This window comes from Massilia hydrophila (assembly GCF_020208145.1).
Lineage (GTDB): Bacteria > Pseudomonadota > Gammaproteobacteria > Burkholderiales > Burkholderiaceae_D > Telluria > Telluria hydrophila.
Genome location: NZ_JAHYBX010000005.1, coordinates 94433 through 111006 on the forward strand (window position 1 = coordinate 94433; position 16574 = coordinate 111006).

General features: G+C 65.3%; 18 protein-coding genes. 7 read left to right on the forward strand and 11 right to left on the reverse strand.

Annotation, left to right across the window (positions count from 1 at the left end):
* Window positions 1-34: 34 nt before the first annotated feature.
* The 5 genes from LE190_RS21935 to LE190_RS13810 all read right to left on the reverse strand — a co-directional run bounded on the left by LE190_RS21935 (window position 35) and on the right by LE190_RS13810 (window position 5671).
* Complete coding sequence (locus LE190_RS21935) at window positions 35-1666, reverse strand: methyl-accepting chemotaxis protein (protein WP_307734707.1); 1632 nt, start codon at window positions 1664-1666, stop codon at window positions 35-37.
* Window positions 1667-1706: 40 nt separating this feature from the next.
* Window positions 1707-2174: a chemotaxis protein CheW gene (locus LE190_RS13795; RefSeq protein ID WP_225239241.1), complete on the reverse strand. Its 468-nt coding sequence runs from the start codon at window positions 2172-2174 to the stop codon at window positions 1707-1709.
* 261 nt (window positions 2175-2435) lie between these two features.
* Window positions 2436-3389: a MerR family transcriptional regulator gene (locus LE190_RS13800; RefSeq protein WP_225239242.1), complete on the reverse strand. Its 954-nt coding sequence runs from the start codon at window positions 3387-3389 to the stop codon at window positions 2436-2438.
* A 90-nt stretch (window positions 3390-3479) separates the two neighbouring features.
* Window positions 3480-4616: a PilT/PilU family type 4a pilus ATPase gene (locus LE190_RS13805; protein WP_225239243.1), complete on the reverse strand. Its 1137-nt coding sequence runs from the start codon at window positions 4614-4616 to the stop codon at window positions 3480-3482.
* An 11-nt stretch (window positions 4617-4627) separates the two neighbouring features.
* Window positions 4628-5671: a type IV pilus twitching motility protein PilT gene (locus LE190_RS13810; protein WP_224946183.1), complete on the reverse strand. Its 1044-nt coding sequence runs from the start codon at window positions 5669-5671 to the stop codon at window positions 4628-4630.
* 79 nt (window positions 5672-5750) lie between these two features.
* Between LE190_RS13810 and LE190_RS13815 the strand changes: the two genes are divergently transcribed.
* The 3 genes from LE190_RS13815 (at window position 5751) to LE190_RS13825 (ending at window position 7932) form a co-directional block, all read left to right on the forward strand.
* Window positions 5751-6461: a YggS family pyridoxal phosphate-dependent enzyme gene (locus LE190_RS13815; RefSeq protein ID WP_225239244.1), complete on the forward strand. Its 711-nt coding sequence runs from the start codon at window positions 5751-5753 to the stop codon at window positions 6459-6461.
* Between the two features lie 17 nt (window positions 6462-6478).
* Window positions 6479-7291, forward strand: coding sequence for a pyrroline-5-carboxylate reductase (proC, locus tag LE190_RS13820; RefSeq protein WP_225239245.1), 813 nt, complete (start codon window positions 6479-6481; stop codon window positions 7289-7291).
* An 83-nt stretch (window positions 7292-7374) separates the two neighbouring features.
* On the forward strand, window positions 7375-7932 hold the full coding sequence (locus tag LE190_RS13825; RefSeq protein ID WP_225239246.1) for a Cif family virulence factor: 558 nt from the start codon (window positions 7375-7377) through the stop codon (window positions 7930-7932).
* A gap of 37 nt (window positions 7933-7969) precedes the next feature.
* Here LE190_RS13825 and LE190_RS13830 read toward each other — a convergent pair whose 3' ends face one another.
* The 5 genes from LE190_RS13830 to LE190_RS13850 all read right to left on the reverse strand — a co-directional run bounded on the left by LE190_RS13830 (window position 7970) and on the right by LE190_RS13850 (window position 11392).
* Window positions 7970-8272: a hypothetical protein gene (locus tag LE190_RS13830; RefSeq protein ID WP_225239247.1), complete on the reverse strand. Its 303-nt coding sequence runs from the start codon at window positions 8270-8272 to the stop codon at window positions 7970-7972.
* Window positions 8256-8639, reverse strand: coding sequence for a phage holin family protein (locus tag LE190_RS13835; protein ID WP_225239248.1), 384 nt, complete (start codon window positions 8637-8639; stop codon window positions 8256-8258). The genes LE190_RS13830 and LE190_RS13835 overlap by 17 nt, the downstream gene beginning before the upstream one ends.
* 1 nt (window position 8640) lies before the next feature.
* Complete coding sequence (locus tag LE190_RS13840; RefSeq protein ID WP_224946177.1) at window positions 8641-8961, reverse strand: ElaB/YgaM/YqjD family protein; 321 nt, start codon at window positions 8959-8961, stop codon at window positions 8641-8643.
* 44 nt (window positions 8962-9005) lie between these two features.
* A complete protein-coding gene (gene ubiA, locus LE190_RS13845) occupies window positions 9006-9860 on the reverse strand; it encodes a 4-hydroxybenzoate octaprenyltransferase (protein WP_225239249.1) in 855 nt (284 codons plus the stop codon).
* Between the two features lie 83 nt (window positions 9861-9943).
* Window positions 9944-11392 carry a hypothetical protein gene (locus LE190_RS13850; RefSeq protein ID WP_225239250.1) on the reverse strand — a complete coding sequence of 483 codons (1449 nt, stop codon included), beginning with the start codon at window positions 11390-11392 and terminating at the stop codon, window positions 9944-9946.
* Window positions 11393-11555: 163 nt separating this feature from the next.
* Between LE190_RS13850 and LE190_RS13855 the strand changes: the two genes are divergently transcribed.
* The 3 genes from LE190_RS13855 to LE190_RS13865 all read left to right on the forward strand — a co-directional run bounded on the left by LE190_RS13855 (window position 11556) and on the right by LE190_RS13865 (window position 14977).
* The gene (locus LE190_RS13855; RefSeq protein WP_225239251.1) at window positions 11556-12023 is read left to right on the forward strand and encodes a YaiI/YqxD family protein; all 468 of its coding nucleotides are present in this window, start codon (window positions 11556-11558) and stop codon (window positions 12021-12023) included.
* 263 nt (window positions 12024-12286) lie between these two features.
* A complete protein-coding gene (locus LE190_RS13860; RefSeq protein WP_225239252.1) occupies window positions 12287-12970 on the forward strand; it encodes a hypothetical protein in 684 nt (227 codons plus the stop codon).
* A 183-nt stretch (window positions 12971-13153) separates the two neighbouring features.
* Complete coding sequence (locus LE190_RS13865) at window positions 13154-14977, forward strand: M2 family metallopeptidase (protein WP_225239253.1); 1824 nt, start codon at window positions 13154-13156, stop codon at window positions 14975-14977.
* A gap of 251 nt (window positions 14978-15228) precedes the next feature.
* On the opposite strand, the gene LE190_RS13870 is transcribed toward LE190_RS13865, so the two are convergent.
* Window positions 15229-15762, reverse strand: a complete 534-nt coding sequence (locus LE190_RS13870) for a GNAT family N-acetyltransferase (RefSeq protein ID WP_307734708.1) — start codon at window positions 15760-15762, stop codon at window positions 15229-15231.
* A 393-nt stretch (window positions 15763-16155) separates the two neighbouring features.
* Between LE190_RS13870 and LE190_RS13875 the strand changes: the two genes are divergently transcribed.
* Entirely contained in the window at window positions 16156-16569 is a 414-nt protein-coding gene (locus LE190_RS13875) for a hypothetical protein (protein ID WP_225239255.1), read from the forward strand.
* Window positions 16570-16574 lie beyond the last annotated feature (5 nt).

A 16574-nucleotide genomic window follows, 5' to 3' on the forward strand; every position in this document is an offset into this window, starting at 1 on the left:
AACGCAGGCGGGCTTGCAGTCTTGTCGCCGAGAATTATGCTGCCAGCATGACCGGCAGCTTGCCGCCGCGCGCGGCCAGCACTGTGCTGTCCGTCGCCGGCACGGCGGCGCCGACCTTGAACACCGACACCAGACGCGCCAGCTTGCCGGCCTGCTCCTGCAGCGATTCGGCGGCAGCCGCCGCTTCTTCCACCAGCGAGGCGTTCTGCTGGGTTACCTGGTCCATCTGGCTGATCGCCATGTTGATCTGCTCGATGCCGGCGGTCTGCTCGAGGCTGGCCGAGCTGATCTCGCCGATGATGTCGGTCACGCTGCGCACGCTATGCACGATCTCGTCCATTGTGCTGCCGGCCTCGTCCACCAGGCGGGCGCCGGCATCGACCTTCGTCACCGAGTCGTCGATCAGGTGCTTGATTTCCTTGGCTGCCGCGGCCGAGCGCTGGGCGAGGGTGCGCACCTCGCTCGCCACCACGGCGAAGCCGCGGCCCTGCTCGCCGGCACGGGCTGCTTCCACCGCCGCGTTCAGCGCCAGGATATTGGTCTGGAAGGCGATGCCGTCGATGACGCCGATGATGTCCACGATCTTCTGCGAGGAGGCGTTGATCGAGGCCATGGTATCGACCACCTGCGACACCACCATGCCGCCGCGTGCGGCCACATCCGACGCCTTGCAGGCCAGTGCGTTGGCCTGCTGTGCATTGTCGGCGTTCTGCTGGACGGTCGAGGTCAGTTCTTCCATCGACGATGCCGTCTCTTCCAGCGAGCTGGCCTGCTCCTCGGTGCGTGCCGACAGGTCGAGGTTGCCGGTGGCGATCTGGCCGGACGCCGAAGCGATGGCGTCGGTGCCGCCGCGCACTTCGCCGACAATGCGGGCCAGGCTGTCGCGCATCGCTTTCATCGCGAACAGCAGGCTGGTGCCATCGCCCCGGCGCAGGGCCACGTCGACACTGAGGTCGCCGGCGGCGATGCGGCCGGCGATCTCGCTGGCGTAGGCCGGTTCGCCTCCTAGCTGGCGGGTCAGGCTGCGGGTGATCAGGGCACCCAGGCCGATGCCGGCGGCGGCGCTGCCGAACACCAGCACCAGCATCATGGCGCGGCTAGATTCATACATGGCGGTCGTCTCGATGGAGGCGGCTTGCGCGTTATGTTCCTTCTGGCGGGTGAGCTCGGTCAGGCGGCGGTCGACTTCGTTGGCGACCGGCGCCATCGTGTTGAACAGGTAATCGACCGAACTGCGCGATTCCTGCAGGGGCTCGGCCCGCGCAAGCCTGCTCGCTTCCGTGAGATGGGTTTCATAGGCCTGGATATGTCCGTCCAGTTCGGCAAGCATGCGCTTGCCGGCCTCGGTCACGAACAGCGGCCTCGCCTTGGCGAGATTTTCCTTCAGCTGGGCGCGCGCGGTCTCGACGTTGGATGCCGCCGCCTGGCGGTCCTTGTCGGTCGACGCCAGAATGACGTTGCGCAGGCCCCGGCCGATATAGATCAGGTTGATGTTGGCTTCCTTGACGTAGGAGATGCCGAGCAGCTCGCGGTCGTAAAGCCTGTCGCCGGCATCGTTGATGCGCGACATGTTGTAGATGCCGATGGCGGCCACGACAGCACCGAGCAGGGCCAGGGCCAGGAAGCCTGCGATCAGCCGGGTGCCTACCTTCATTCGATTAAACATGGGATTTCCAATTACGGTTACGGTTGCGGTGCGGTAGGGGTCAGGCGGCGAGACGCGTGACAAGGCCGAGTTCTTCCGACGACATCAGGCGCTCGATGTCGAGCAGGATCAGCATCCTTTCCTCGATCGTGCCAAGGCCGAGCAGGAAGTCGGTATCGAAAGCCGTGCCCAGCGCCGGTGCGGGGCGGATGTCGTCGGGTGCGAGCCGGACCACGTCGGAGACGCTGTCGACCACCATGCCGATGACGTGGCCGGCGATGTTCAGCACGATCACGACCGCCAGGTGCTCGCCAGCGCGGGCGTTGATCCCGAAGTGCAGGCGCAAGTCGACGATCGGCACGATGCGGCCGCGCAGGTTGACGACGCCCTGGATGAAACAGGGGGCGTTGGCGAGCCGGGTGACGCGATCGTGGTTGCGGATCTCCTGCACCTTCAGGATGTCGACGCCATACTCCTGCTCGCCCAGGCGGAAGGCGAGCGCTTCCAAACTTGTTTCCTTGATGCTCATAATGTGATCCAAAACGACTGGCAAACGCCGGGTCTGGAGTGAACAATATCAGCGCAGCATTTCCATTCCAATGGGAAACATGCTTGGGTTCGAACCAATAAATTGTCGAGTCGCCAGCTTTGTGCTGCACAGACTGTTTCTGGATGGGCTGAATCGGCAGTTCCGATAGCTACGCGCATTCTCGTGCAAGACAAATGCGCCCGCCTAGCGGCGCCATCATCGCCGGGGATGTTGTATGGACGCGACGGTTTGCCCAGGGGCTTAGAGCGCCTGCCGTTCCAGCCCTGTTTTCGGCAGGATGCTGTCGCGCCAGCGCTGCAGGGCAGGCTCGATGTCCTCGAGGCTGTCGAAGCCGTCGATTCCCGCAACCAGCATCCCTGCCCCCCGTACCCCCTCGCCGCCAATCCACAGCGCGGACCCGGACGGCAGGATGCCGCGCAGTGCCGACGTCATGCGGACCAGGCTCCTGTGCGGAAAATATGCGCTGAACGACAGCGCAACGATGTCGGCGCCGGTCTCTCTGGCCGCCGCGGCCACTTCCTGCGGCGGCAGGTCGGCGCCAAGCTGGAAGCATTGCATGCCGAGCGAGGCCATCACCGCTTCGGCCATCAGGGCACCGAGCGTATGGCTCTCCCCGCTCAGAGCGGCCAGCACGACCCGCGGACGGCCGTCGCCCGCCGCACGCACGGTGGCCTGCCGGGCATGCAACGCCGAGGTCGCCAGTTGGGAGAACATGTGTTCGTGGCGGATCGCCAGCTCTCCCCGGCTCCACGCCAGGCCGACCTCGGTCGAGAGGGGAGCCAGGAAATCGATGACGAAACGGCGCAGGCCCAGGTCCAGCAGCCGGTGCTGGAACAGTCCGTGCAGCTCGGACAGGCGATAGGCGCGCAGCAGGGTGAACACTTCGCTGCAGTGACGGGGAGGAGGCGGGCGGCTCGCGGAAGGCGTTCTCCGGACGGCCGCGTCGAAGACCAGCGTGCCGGAGAAAATCTTGCCCGGCCGCTCGCCCTGGTCGATCAGCCGGCGCACCGCGTGCAGGCGCTCGACCTGGCCTGCCGGATACACGCGGTTGCCATTGCGATCACGCAGCGGCTGGGGAAAGCCGTAACGCTTTTCCCACATTCGCAAGGTGGACTGGCCGATGCCGGTCTGGCGTTCGACTTCGGTAATGGGGATCAGCTCGCCGGGAGACGGCGAATCGTCGTGGACTCTCACCCTGTGGTTTTCCTCCGTGAGCGTCCACTTTAGCGCAAACGCAACGGTGCCGGCGCACGGCCGCCCGTCCCGCCAGCACGGCGGCGCCGTTCAGACGATCCCGAGGTGGTCCATCCCGCTGGAAAAATCGCGGTTCTTCGCGTGCTTGCTGTTGAGCTTGATGTTCAGGCGCAGGTCGTTTACCGAGTCCGCATTGCGCAGCGCATCCTCGTACGAGATCTTGTCGGCCTCGTACAGGTCGAACAGGGCCTGGTCGAAGGTCTGCATGCCCAGCTCGCGCGACTTCTTCATGATCTCCTTGATCTCGTGCACGTCGCCCTTGAAGATCAGGTCGGAGATGAGCGGGGAGTTCAGCAGGATCTCCATTGCCACCACCCGGCCCTTGGCTTCCTTCTTCGGAATCAGGCGCTGCGAGATCAGGCCCTTCATGTTCAGCGACAGGTCCATCAGGAGCTGCTGGCGACGCTCTTCGGGGAAGAAGTTGATGATGCGGTCGAGCGCCTGGTTGGAACTGTTGGCGTGCAGCGTGGCCAGGCACAGGTGCCCGGTCTCGGCGAAGGCGATCGCGTGTTCCATGGTCTCGCGGTCGCGGATCTCGCCGATCTGGATCACGTCCGGCGCCTGGCGCAGGGAGTTCTTCAGCGCCGCCTCGAAGCTGTCGGTGTCCACGCCCACTTCACGCTGGGTGATCACGCAGTTGCGGTGCGGGTGGACGAATTCCACCGGGTCCTCGATGGTGATGATGTGGCCGTGGCTGTTCTCGTTGCGGTAGCCGACCATCGCGGCCAGCGTGGTCGATTTGCCGGAGCCGGTGGCGCCGACCATGATCACCAGGCCGCGCTTGGTCATGATCACGTCCTTCAGGGTTTCCGGCAGGTCGAGCTCCTCGAATTTCGGAATGGTGGTGGTGATCACGCGCAGCACCATGCCCACGCAGCCCATCTGCATGAAGGCCGAGACGCGGAAGCGTCCCAGGTCGCCCGGGCTGATCGCGAAGTTCGATTCCTTGGTCAGTTCGAAGCCGGCGGCCTGCTTGTCGTTCATGATGGCGCGCGCCAGGTCGGCCGTGTGGCCGCTGCTCAGGGCCTGGCTCGACACCGGCGTCATCTTGCCGTCGATTTTCATGGCCGGCGGGAAGCCGGCCGTGATGAACAGGTCGGAGCCGCCCTTGCTGACCATCAGGCGCAGCAGGTCGAACATGAACTTGGTCGCCTGGTCGCGTTCCATCGCCATCTTGCTCAACCCGGGAAGTTGTCAGGGATCTTGGCGGCGGCGCGGGCGGCGCTGCTCGAGATCACGTTGCGGCGCACCAGGTCGGTCAGGTTCTGGTCGAGCGTCTGCATGCCGACGTTGCTGCCGGTCTGGATGGCGGAATACATCTGCGCGATCTTCGCTTCGCGGATCAGGTTGCGGATCGCCGGGGTGCCGATCATGATCTCGTGCGCGGCCACGCGGCCCGAGCCATCCTTGGTCTTGAGCAGGGTCTGCGAAATGACGGCCTGCAGCGATTCCGACAGCATCGCGCGCACCATTTCCTTTTCCTCGGCCGGGAACACGTCGACGATGCGGTCGATGGTCTTGGCCGCCGAGGACGTGTGCAGGGTGCCGAACACCAGGTGGCCGGTCTCCGCGGCCGACAGCGCCAGGCGGATGGTTTCCAGGTCGCGCAGCTCGCCCACCAGGATCGCATCCGGGTCTTCGCGCAGGGCCGAGCGCAGCGCGTTGTTGAAGGACAGGGTGTGCGGGCCGACTTCGCGCTGGTTGATCAGGCACTTCTTGGAGTCGTGCACGAACTCGATCGGGTCCTCGATGGTGAGGATGTGGCCGTACTCGTTCTCGTTCAGGTGGTTGACCATCGCGGCCAGCGTGGTCGACTTGCCGGAGCCGGTGGGGCCGGTCACCAGCACCAGGCCACGCGGGCGCAGGGCCAGCTCGGCGAAGATCTTCGGCGCGTTCAGTTCTTCCAGCGACAGGATCTTGGACGGGATCGTGCGCAGCACCGCGGAGGCGCCGCGTTCCTGGTTGAAGGCGTTGACACGGAAACGCGCCAGGCCCGGAATCGCGAACGAGAAGTCGCACTCCAGCACTTCTTCGTACTGCTTGCGCTGGCCGTCGTTCATGATGTCATAGATCATGCCGTGCACGTCCTTGTGCTCCAGCGGCGGCAGGTTGATGCGGCGCACGTCGCCGTGGACGCGGATCATGGGCGGCAAGCCAGCCGAAAGGTGCAGGTCCGAGGCCTTGTTCTTGACCGAGAAGGCGAGTAATTCCGAAATGTCCATTGTCTTATAATCCCGTTAGCGTGAGTAAAGCGGGGAAAGACCTCGTCCCGACTCAAAATATTTCCTACAGAAAATCATTATGTCCACAATCGCTGCGAACTTGCAAGCTGTCGAAGCGACAATCGGGGCCGCCTGCGCAGCCAGCGGTCGCCCCCGCGAGACGGTGCAGTTGCTGGCCGTTTCCAAGACGTTTCCGGCCGAAGCCGTGCTTGAAGCGATCGCTGCCGGACAACGCGCCTTTGGCGAGAACTACCTGCAGGAAGCGCTCGACAAGATGCAGGAAGTTGCGCGTCTGCAACCAGACAATGCCGACATCGTACTGGCCTGGCATTTCATCGGCCCGATCCAGAGCAACAAAACGCGTCCCATTGCCGCCCATTTCGACTGGGTGCACACGGTGGAGCGCCTGAAGATCGCCCAGCGCCTGTCCGAGCAGCGCCCGCCGGAGCGCGGTCCGCTCCACATCTGCCTGCAGGTGAACATCAGCGGCGAGACCAGCAAGAGCGGCGCCAGCGAAGCGGAAGTACCGGCGCTGGCGCGCGAAGTGGCGCGCCTGCCGAACCTGCGCCTGCGCGGCCTGATGGCGATTCCCGAAGCGAGCAGCGACCCGGCACGGCAGCGCGCCGCATTTGCGCGCCTGCGCGCGCTGTACGAGCGCCTGCGTGCCGACGGCCTGGACCTGGACACGCTGTCGATGGGAATGTCGGGCGACCTGGCCGCCGCGGTGGCCGAAGGCGCCACCATCGTGCGCATCGGCAGCGCCATCTTCGGCGCCCGCCACTACGAATGATTCACAAGGAACAGGACATGAAGATTGCGTTTATCGGCGGCGGCAACATGGCCTCGGCCCTGATTGCTGGCCTGGCTGCCCACGCCGGCATCCACGTGGTGGACCCGGACCCGGAGGCGCGCGCGCGCCTGGCCAGCCGCCACGGCGTGGGCACGGCGGCGGCCATCGATGCGGCGCCGGAAGCGCTGGAGGCGGCGGAAGTGGTGGTGCTGGCCGTGAAGCCGCAGCAGATGCGCGAGGTGGCGGCGGCCCTGCGGCCCCATCTCGGCCGGCGTCCGCTGCTGCTGTCGATTGCCGCCGGCATCCGCATCGCGGCCCTGGCGCGCTGGCTGGGCGGCTATGGTGCCATCGTGCGCGCCATGCCGAACACCCCGGCGCTGATCGGGATGGGGATCACCGGCATGGTGGCCGGATCCGGCGTGGACGCGGCCGGCCGCGCGGCCGCGGATGCGGTGATGCGCGCGGTCGGGCCCACCGTCTGGCTCGACGACGAGGCGCTGATCGATCCGGTGACGGCGGTCTCGGGCAGCGGCCCGGCCTACGTCTTCTACTTCCTGGAAGCGATGCAGCAGGCGGCGCGCGAGATGGGTCTGGATGCGCAGCAGGGCCGGCAGCTGGCGCTGGCCACCTTTACCGGTGCGGCCCAGCTGGCGGCGCAGTCGGACGAGGCGGTGGAGGTGCTGCGCCAGCGCGTGACCTCGAAAGGCGGCACCACGCACGCGGCGATCAGCAGCATGGAAGCTGCGGGGGTGAAGGAAGCGATCGTGGCGGCGATGAAGGCCGCGGCCGATCGTGGGCGCGCGCTCGGGGACGAGCTGGGCAAGGACTGACAAGGCCCGGCGCCAGGCGTGACATTTGGCGAGATTATCGCGCGGCCGTGCTCCTATACTCGGAAGTTTCGACAGGAACGAGCATGAAACGACCGACCGCCCTGGCTTTCGCCCTGGCCCTGCACCTGCTGTCACCCCAAGCCGCGCAGGCCGCGCAGGCCAGCCCGGCCGCGCCCAGGCAACAGGCCGAGCAAGAGATCGCGCGCGTGGTGGAAGTGTTCCGCAACGCGATCATCAACAAGGACAAGGAGGCCTTCCTCAAGCTGTTCCTGAAGGAAGACATCACCTGGTCGGGCGTCACGGCGGACAAGAGCATCGACATGCTCTATGCAAACCGGCCGAATCCTGCCCTGCGTCGTCCGCCCAAGGTCTTCAGCAGTAGTCCGCGCGCGTTCATCGAATCGATCGTCGCGGAGCGCGAGCGCAGCGAGGAAACCTTTGCCAACCTGCGCATCGACAGCGATGGCGACGTGGCCCAGGTGTGGTTCGACTATAGTTTCCTGTCCGACGGGCGCAAGCAGAACTGGGGCAAGGAGAGCTGGCAGATGGTGCGGACCGAGGCCGGCTGGAAGATCGCGGCCGTGATCTGGTCGCAGGAACTGAGCCCGATGCCGCCGCCGGCGGCGGCCCCGGCCCGGTAAGAACGGAAAAACGGCCGGCGCGCGCGGCGCCGGGCCGTCAATGGATCTCGAAGCCCTTCCACCCCAGCACGGGCAGCAGCTTCTGCGCGAACTTGTAGGCCGACACCACCGCTGTCACGCTGCCCACCGCCCATTTCGGCCGGGTGAGGAACAGGCCGGCGGCGACGCCGGCCACGACCAGCGCGGTCTTCCTGTGGCGCGCCGCATAGGCCGGGATCAGTCCCAGCGTCCGCGGCGAGGACAGCTGCGCCACTTCCTGCGCCAGTTGCGCGCGCTGGTCGGCGCAGCGTTCCACCAGGGCCGCGCGGCGCGCCGCCAGGGTATCAAGCTTGGATGGCATCGTCCTGCTCTCCCTTCAGCGCCGCCGCATCCTTGCGCAGTTCCGCCAGCGTGGCCGGCAGCATCGGTGGACGCTGGGCCAGGCCGGTGCGCAGCTTGAGCGCCGCGAACAAGGTGGCGAGGATGAACAGGACAGCCATGCCGCCCACCGCCGCCAGCCGGTGCGTGTCCCAGAACAGCACCAGCACGAACAGGATGACCAGCCCCAGCGCGTACAGCCCGCACAGCGCGGCCGCGATGGCCCAGCCGAGGTAGCCGAACAGGCGGTGCGCGCCTTCCTGCAGTTCGATGGCGGCCAGCTCGAGGCGCGTGCGCGCCAGGTCGAGCACGTCGGCCCCGATCCTTCTCACTGCCGCCGTGATGCTCATCTCAGCGACGCGCGATCAGCATGCCGATCACGACGCCCACCGCGGCGCCCAGGCCCACCGACTTCCATGGGTTCTCGTGCACGTATTCGTCGGTCACGCGCGCCGCTTCCTTGGTCTTCTCGACCACGGTGTGCTGGTATTCGCCCAGGCTTTCCTTGGCGGAAGATAAGGTCTGTTCGAACTTGGCCTTGGCAGCCTTCAGTTCGTCACCGGTCAGCTGGCCGCCGTTGCGCAGCCAGACTTCGGCGTCGTGGATCACGCTCTTCAGGTCGGACAGCAGCTGTTCGCGGGTTCCGGTTTGGGTCGGGATCTTTTCCATCATGGTGGGGCCTCCTCAAAGGTGGGGTGAATGCTTTTTGTGCAATATTACCTGAATGCATAATCAAGTGCGACACCGCTGAACAGTGCGGCGCCCAGCCAGTTGTTGTGGCGGAAGGCATGGAAGCAGGCATTGCGCTCGCGTCCGCGGATCAGGGTGTAGTGGTAGAGGGCGATGCCGGCGGCGACGGCGACGCCGGCCACGAAGATCCAGCGCAGGCCGAGGTACCAGCCGCACACCAGGTCGATCGCCAGCGCGGCGCCGTAGCACAGCATGACGGCGGCCACGTCGAAGCGCCCGAAGGTGATGGCCGAGGTGCGGATGCCGATCTTCAGGTCGTCGTCGCGGTCCACCATCGCGTATTCGGTATCGTAGGCCACGGCCCAGAACACGTTCGCCAGCAGCAGCCACCAGGCCACCGCCGGCACCGTGTCCTGCACGGCGGCGAAGGCCATCGGGATGCCGAAGCCGAAGGCGATGCCCAGGTAGGCCTGGGGAATGGCGAAGAAGCGCTTGAAGTAGGGATAGGTGGCGGCCACCACCAGGGCCGCCACCGACAGCTGCTTGGTCAGGGCGTTGAGCGGCAGGATCAGCAGGAAGGAGACGAAGGCCAGCACCGCTGCCACCATCACCGCTTCCCAGGCGCGGATCTTGCCGCTGGTAAGCGGACGGTCGACAGTGCGCTTGACGTGCTTGTCGAAGTCGCGGTCGGCGTAGTCGTTGATGGCGCAGCCGGCGGAACGCATCAGCGCGGTGCCGAGCACGAAGATGAGCAGCACCTGCAGGTCGGGCACCCCGCTTGACGCCATCCACAGCGCCCACAGGGTGGGCCACAGCAGCAGCAGGATGCCGATCGGCTTGTCGGCCCGGACCAGGCGGAAGTAGAGCGCCAGCTTGTTCATGAATCGTCTTCTCTTGGCTAGCAAGAACTGTTGAGCAGAAGACAGCGATTCTAAAGCTTTTGCGGGCGCGGCGTGCTGCCGCCTCAGTTGGACGGTACGCGTTCGCGCACCACGCTGTCGGCAGTGACCAGGCGCGGGTCGGCGTCGGCCGAGTGCGTGCCCGGCAGGTTCTCGCTGCTGCCCACCAGCCAGTTCGCGCCCAGCCGGGCCAGGGCGCGCACCTGGTTGCCGCGCGGGCCGGCCGGAACGGTGATGCGGCTGAGCGCACCGGTAGCCAGCTGCAGGCGCGCCAGCAGCGGGGCGCTGGTCTCGGACACGCTTTCGCCATTCGGGTTCTGGGTATAGCCAGTGGTGCCGGCCACCAGCACCGCGCCATCGGCCAGCGGCAGCAGGCCGAGCACGGCGTCGCCGCGGTCGATGTCGAGCAGGCGCTGGACCGGGACGCGGCCGGTGGCCGGCTCCACCTGCGCCACCCAGCCATCCCAGCCGGCGGCGTCGTCCGGACGGCTGCTGCGCACACGTCCGCCCAGCAGCACGCTGTCGCCGCTCCAGGCGATCGCATGCAGTTCCGACTTGCTGCGGTTGTCGACGAAGACCGTGCGCTGGCGCTGGCCGTTGGCCTCGAGCACGGTGAGCAGGACGCCATCGGTGAAGCCGGCCGGCGCCGCCTCGCCGAACCAGGCGCCATGCCCGGCGGCCACCCCGCTGCGGCCAGACGCGAGCACGCCGACCGCCATCCGCCCGCCGGCATCGGCATCCATGAACACCTGCCAGTGGTTTTCCAGTCCCTCGAAGGGATCGAAGCTGCCCGAGGTGGGATGCTGCGCGTCCAGGTGCACGCCTGGCTCGACCAGGGTGCGCCAGCGCTGGCGCAAGGCGCCGCCTTCGAGCTCGAAGCGGTAGGCGACCACGTTGTTCGAACCGGCGCGGATCACCAGGCCGACGCCGTCGCCGATGGCCGCCAGGCGCGCCGCATCGCGCGTCTTCCAGGGCGCCATGGCGGCGCGGTCGCGCACCGAGTTGGCGTCGCCGTAGTAGCGGTCCTGGGCTACCTGGGGGTCGCGCAGGTCGAGGCTGTGCAGGGTACGGCCGGCGCCGTCCAGGCGCAGCAGGCGCAGGCTGGCCTCGTTGGACAGGACCACGGTGGCCTGGCCGTCCGGGTGCAGGGCGAAGTCGACCAGGGTCCAGCCGGCCGGCGGCGTCCAGGTGTACAGGGCGGTGCCGTCGGCATGGGCGGCGCGCAGGCTGCGCTCCATGACGACCACGTCCATGAACGGATGCGGTTTTTCGAGCAGTGCCGCCCATACCTGGCCGCTGCTGCGCAGCTTGACCAGGGCCGCCGCGGGCACGCGCAGGTCCACCAGGGCGCGCGGCGGCGACGGATCGCCGGGCGCCGGGCCGCCACTGGTGCCACTACCGCCACCGCCGCCGCCGCAGCCGGCAAGCAGGATGGCAAGCGCCAGCGCGGCGCCCAGGCGGTGCGGACGGTGCGCGCGGGGTGGGCGGGACAGGATGGAAGCGGCGGTGGACATGGCGGCGGACGGTAGACGGTTGATCGAAACCGGAAGTCTAGAAGAGTCCGCGCCGCCGAGCTGTCTGCAATCGTCGCGCATGTGTCGTAAAGCTGTCCACAAATGTAAGGGGCGGCGGGCCGCGCTACAATCGGCCCGTTTTCACCAGCTCATTTTCTACGCCATGCAAATCTGGGTCGATGCCGATGCCTGTCCGGGTGTGATCAAGGACATCCTGTTCCGTGTGGCGGAGCGCCGCCAGCTGCAGTTGACGCTGGTGGCCAACCAGCTGGTGCGGGTGCCGGGCTCGCGCTTCATCCGCGCGCTGCAGGTGCCGGCCGGCGCCGATGCGGCCGATGCCGAGATCGTGGCGCGCGTGGGGGAGGGCGACATCGTGGTCACTGCCGACATCCCGCTCGCGGCCCAGGTGCTGGACAAGGGCGGCCTGCCGCTCAATCCGCGCGGCGACTGGTACACGCGCGACACCATCGCCCAGCAGCTGACGATGCGCGCCTTCATGGAAGAACTGCGCGGCAGCGGCGTGGATACAGGCGGGCCGGCCGCTTTCAGCCAGGCGGACCGCCAGCGCTTCGCCAACGCCCTCGACCGCCAGCTGGCGCGCCTGCCGCCCAGTGCGGGCCAGCAGCCGTAGGGTGGGCGGCTCTGCCGCCCACGCGTCCAGACCAGGCAAGGACCGCCGATACGCCTGTTCGCAGGCAGCGCGGGAGCGCCTGATGAAACCTCCTGCTCGCTCTGTTGGCGTCAACTTCGTACACTGAGCTGGCGTCTGCCATCGGGCACGAGCGGACGTTTATGGCTAGGCTTGTTACGCAACGATCATGACAAAATGACGACAATTGGGTCAACCACCGTCGCTATAATTTTTCTTCATGTAAATCCTGCCGACCAATCCTCATGCTGCGCATTTCATTCCTCGCTTTGTTTGCCGCTTTTCCAGTCGTGTTGACTGGTTGCGCCGGCCTGCCCGCCGCGGAAATGCGCCTCCCCCCATCGATTGCGGCAGAACGTGTTGAAACCGTGCAGGGCCTTGGAGGGTGGCGCAATGGTAGCTTCTCGCTGTCCCCGGAAACGGGCACCTTCAGCCGCGGGCGCGATCGCGTCGATCTGTTCTCTGTGGTGAACTGGAGCAGTGCCTCGACGCGCTACTCGCTCGCGCTCGCGGATGGCAGTCGCACCGAAGCCGCCTGCAGCGGCAAGCTGGTCGAGGTGACGTGGAAGGCCATGGCAGCCAGCGCAAAACCGTTCTCGTTCGACTGCGAATGGCGTGGGGCGCGAAGCGCGCAGCTCAAGATGAATGCCCCCGTAGTGAGCCTGACGATGAAAGCCGAGCGTCGCGGTCAGTTCGCCATGGGGGGAACCACGCTCGAGGTGCAATCGGTCCACGAGGTGCGCGGCTCATCGCTCCCGCTCGAGGCACCAATCGGGTACGTATTCAAACATGACGGGAAAGCGGTCGGTGCCATCGAACTCAATGGCCCGACGCCCCGCCTGTGGCGTCCAGCATCCGGCAATGCATTGCGCGAACCGGTCACCTTGGCCGCGCTTGCGCTTGCGTTGTTGTGGGATCCCGCGACTTAATCGCCTCATGGGGGGCGCGACCCCTGGCTGGGTTCCGGATAAGCACCGGCCTAGTATGGTCGAGCTGACAGTGCGCCACACAAAGGCGTGAATCGGCCGAAATTTCTTTGCAACGGCAGCGCTTGGCTATACTGTTGGCAACCTTGTACAACAATGCCGGCCCGTCCAACAAAGGAGACAAGTTTGAAACTGCCACGCCTATCCCGCCCCGCCACGCTGTTCGCGCTGAGCGCCATTGCCGCTGCCACCAACGCGCTGGCGGCACCGAAAGCGAAACCGACTGTCGCAGAAGCCGAGAAATTCATATCGGCCACCGAAGCGCGCTTCGCGAACGAATACGAGAACATCGTTCGTGCCCAATGGATCGGCGCCAATTTCATCACCGACGACACCGAAGCGATCGCCGCCTATTTCGGCGAGAAGGCCTTGAACTCGCAGGGCGAAGCGGCCCTGGCAGCACGCCGGTACAACGGCCTCAAGCTCAAGGACGACGCGGCGCGCAAGCTCAAGCTGCTGCAGCTGACGCTGATGCTGTCGGATCCGAAGGAGCGCGCCGACTACGCGGGCAAGCAGGCGATCCTGTCCGGCGCCTACGGCAAGGCCAAGTACTGCCCAAGCGGAGCGCAGGACAGCTGCCTCGCACTGGGCGAGCTGGAAAAGATCCTCGCCACGAGCCGTGATCCGGCCAAGCTCCTGGACGCCTGGACAGGCTGGCACCAGCAGGCCCGTGGCTACAAGCAGACCTATGTCGACTACGTGACGCTGTCCAATAAGGGTGCGCGGGAAATGGGATTCGCCGACACGGGCGCCCTGTGGCGCTCGCAGTACGACATGAAGCCCGAGCAATTCGCCGCCGAGATGGAGCGCATGTGGCAGCAGGTCAAGCCGCTGTACGAATCGCTGCATACCTACACCCGCCTGAAGTTGCGCCAAACCTACGGAGCGGCTGTGGTGCCGGCCAGCGGCCCGGTGCCGGCCCATCTGTTTGGCAATATGTGGAGCCAGGACTGGCAGCACATCTATCCGCTGCTCAAGCCGGTGACCGGCGCCAGCAGCTTCGACCTGAGCCCCGTGCTGGTCGAGCGCAACACCTCGGCCAAGGAAATGACGCAGTACGCCGAGCGGTTCTACACCTCGCTCGGCATGCCGAAGCTGCCGGCGACCTTCTGGACGCGTTCCCTGCTGACCAAGCCGGCCGACCGCGAGGTGGTGTGCCATGCATCGGCCTGGAGCCTGGACCGCCTGGACGACGTGCGCATCAAGATGTGCATCAGGCCGACCGCCGAAGACTTCAAGGTCATCCACCACGAGCTGGGCCACACCTATTACCAGCTGGCCTACAAGCAGCAGCCGATCCTGTTCCAGAACGGCGCCAACGATGGTTTCCACGAAGCCATCGGTGACACGGTCGCGCTGTCGATGACGCCAAGCTACTACCGGCAGCTGGGCTTCATGGACAAGGCACCGGAGCCGAACGCCGACATCGGCGAACTGCTGCAGGTGGCCCTGTCCAAGGTGGCCTTCCTGCCGTTTGCCTATTCGGTCGACAAATGGCGCTGGGATGTGTATGCGGGCAAGGTCAAGCCTGAAGACTACGACAAGACCTGGTGGCAGCTGCGCGAGCAGTACATGGGCGTGAGCCGCCCGGCGCCGATGACCGCAGGCGGTTTCGATGCCGGCGCAAAGTACCATGTGGCGGCCGACGTACCGTACGCACGCTATTTCCTGGCCCACCTCCTGCAGTTCCAGCTGCACCGTTCCCTGTGCGCGGAGGCTGGCTACAAGGGACCCCTGCATCAATGCTCGATCTATGGCAGCCAGAAGGCGGGCGCCAAGCTGCAGGCCCTGCTGGAAATGGGAGCGAGCAAGCCCTGGCAGGAGGCACTGAAGGCGGCTACGGGCGAAGACAGGATCGACGGTTCCGCGTTGCTGGAGTATTTTGCACCGTTGAAAACCTGGCTGGACGAGCAGAACAGGCAACTGGCCTCTGTCGAGGTCAAGAAGTAAGACTGTCAGACCGATGAACCCTTAGCGGTAGCTGGGCGCAAGCACTCGCCCAGCTGCTGCGGTCTCATTTGGCGCGAATTGGTTGCTTTGTACTTATTGTTCGGGCGCAGCAGGCGCTTGGCAAGGCTGCTGCCGGCCAAGCGCTGGCCTTGCAAGCCCAATTCAACGTCTGCGGCGGTCGACAGCGGCCCTGCAATGAGCGGCCGAGACCGGCTAAAAGCGAACGAAGCGACTGAACACCGTCGAATGGCTCAGTCCCCAGCCAGCGTCTTGCGCATCAAGGCATTCCGGAGCGCGACTCCCCGCACGACAGGCATCCGCTCTTGCTCGATCTGAAAACCGAAATGCGCGAAGAATGCTTGTGCAGTCAGGCTGACATGGGAAAACAGTGCAGGCATGCGGTAGGCTGAGGCACGTTCGAGCAGGTGCCGCATCAGGGCACCTCCGACACCTTGGCCGGAAAAATCCGGTGCCACGAAAAACTGGTCGATATAACCTGTCTGCTGTAGGTCGGCGAAGGCCACTGGTTGACCATTGATCTCAACCACCCATGGTCGATTGGCGTCGATCCGGCTATCCCACGACTGCAGAGATGCGGCATCCAGCACATGCGGAGCCCATGCCATGATCTGCTCGGCAGTATAGTCACGGCTGGCCAGTCTGTGGACCGACGATTGAAAGATGCCTAGAAGAGCGCGTTGCTCTCCTTTTGTATAAGGACGGATTCGCATTGCTGCAGAAAAAGCGCAAGTATGCCGTCCAGCGTTCCTTATGTCTGTCAACATTTGTAGTCGGATATCGGCAGCGGGCGGATCGTTGCTGGCCTGGCAAAATTGGCAGACCTCTCAGGTATTCGCCTCGAGAAAGTGACGGCGGCACATGTCGCGCTCGACTTCGCACCTCCACCGTGGCCTCGGATGGGCTAGTACAAGCCGCAATGGGGTAGTTAGTTTACCCTGGCCGTGACGATCAACGCGGACAGTAGACCCCCTGGTATCGGCCATTACGCCGGTTATCGCCGACCGCATGATCCTGCCAGGGAGAGCCGGTCGGCTCGCCCAACAGCTTGCTGATGCGAATGCGAATGACCGTTTTGGTTCCGACAAACAAATCGACTGTGAATGATGAGGCAATCAAACGCGATAAACAGGAACGCTCTGCTGTTGGGTAGTTTCGCGATGGCAGTCGTTGCCTGCTCGAACGACTCTGAAGTTGGGCACTCGATCGGTGAACTGGTACGGGCGCGGCATGCGACGGAACTTCGTCTCGCCGACGCTACCAAATTCGATTGGGAACAGGTGTATATTTTTGCTCCCTACACGCCGCGCACCGCTGTCTGCGACACCTTGCGTATCCAGGTGAAGTACTGTGCTCGTCTTATCCCTTTTGAGTCGACAGACGACGGCGAAATGTCGTTAGCTTTCCTGGAACGCGGTCGCCTGGTCCACTATGCGCGGCACAGCCGATTCAACGGAGACTTCACGCCTGTGCCGGCCAAACAGCCACTGTTGCGCACAAATGCGGTATTCCAGGTAGTACCCGATGACACGGCAAGTGACGGCAGAACCTGGTTCAAGCTTGTAGCGAAATAGCGCAT

What these genes read in the sequence shown, in the direction of transcription:
- LE190_RS13810 (WP_224946183.1), bottom strand. Translation starts at nt 5,671, where the DNA reads ATGGACATTTCGGAATTACTCGCCTTCTCGGTCAAGAACAAGGCCTCG.
- LE190_RS13850 (WP_225239250.1), bottom strand. Translation starts at nt 11,392, where the DNA reads ATGTCCACCGCCGCTTCCATCCTGTCCCGCCCACCCCGCGCGCACCGT.
- ubiA (WP_225239249.1), bottom strand. Translation starts at nt 9,860, where the DNA reads ATGAACAAGCTGGCGCTCTACTTCCGCCTGGTCCGGGCCGACAAGCCG.
- LE190_RS13870 (WP_307734708.1), bottom strand. Translation starts at nt 15,762, where the DNA reads ATGTTGACAGACATAAGGAACGCTGGACGGCATACTTGCGCTTTTTCT.
- LE190_RS13860 (WP_225239252.1), top strand. Translation starts at nt 12,287, where the DNA reads ATGCTGCGCATTTCATTCCTCGCTTTGTTTGCCGCTTTTCCAGTCGTG.
- LE190_RS13815 (WP_225239244.1), top strand. Translation starts at nt 5,751, where the DNA reads ATGTCCACAATCGCTGCGAACTTGCAAGCTGTCGAAGCGACAATCGGG.
- LE190_RS13875 (WP_225239255.1), top strand. Translation starts at nt 16,156, where the DNA reads ATGGCAGTCGTTGCCTGCTCGAACGACTCTGAAGTTGGGCACTCGATC.
- LE190_RS13805 (WP_225239243.1), bottom strand. Translation starts at nt 4,616, where the DNA reads ATGGAACGCGACCAGGCGACCAAGTTCATGTTCGACCTGCTGCGCCTG.
- LE190_RS13795 (WP_225239241.1), bottom strand. Translation starts at nt 2,174, where the DNA reads ATGAGCATCAAGGAAACAAGTTTGGAAGCGCTCGCCTTCCGCCTGGGC.
- proC (WP_225239245.1), top strand. Translation starts at nt 6,479, where the DNA reads ATGAAGATTGCGTTTATCGGCGGCGGCAACATGGCCTCGGCCCTGATT.
- LE190_RS21935 (WP_307734707.1), bottom strand. Translation starts at nt 1,666, where the DNA reads ATGTTTAATCGAATGAAGGTAGGCACCCGGCTGATCGCAGGCTTCCTG.
- LE190_RS13840 (WP_224946177.1), bottom strand. Translation starts at nt 8,961, where the DNA reads ATGATGGAAAAGATCCCGACCCAAACCGGAACCCGCGAACAGCTGCTG.
- LE190_RS13835 (WP_225239248.1), bottom strand. Translation starts at nt 8,639, where the DNA reads ATGAGCATCACGGCGGCAGTGAGAAGGATCGGGGCCGACGTGCTCGAC.
- LE190_RS13855 (WP_225239251.1), top strand. Translation starts at nt 11,556, where the DNA reads ATGCAAATCTGGGTCGATGCCGATGCCTGTCCGGGTGTGATCAAGGAC.
- LE190_RS13825 (WP_225239246.1), top strand. Translation starts at nt 7,375, where the DNA reads ATGAAACGACCGACCGCCCTGGCTTTCGCCCTGGCCCTGCACCTGCTG.
- LE190_RS13830 (WP_225239247.1), bottom strand. Translation starts at nt 8,272, where the DNA reads ATGCCATCCAAGCTTGATACCCTGGCGGCGCGCCGCGCGGCCCTGGTG.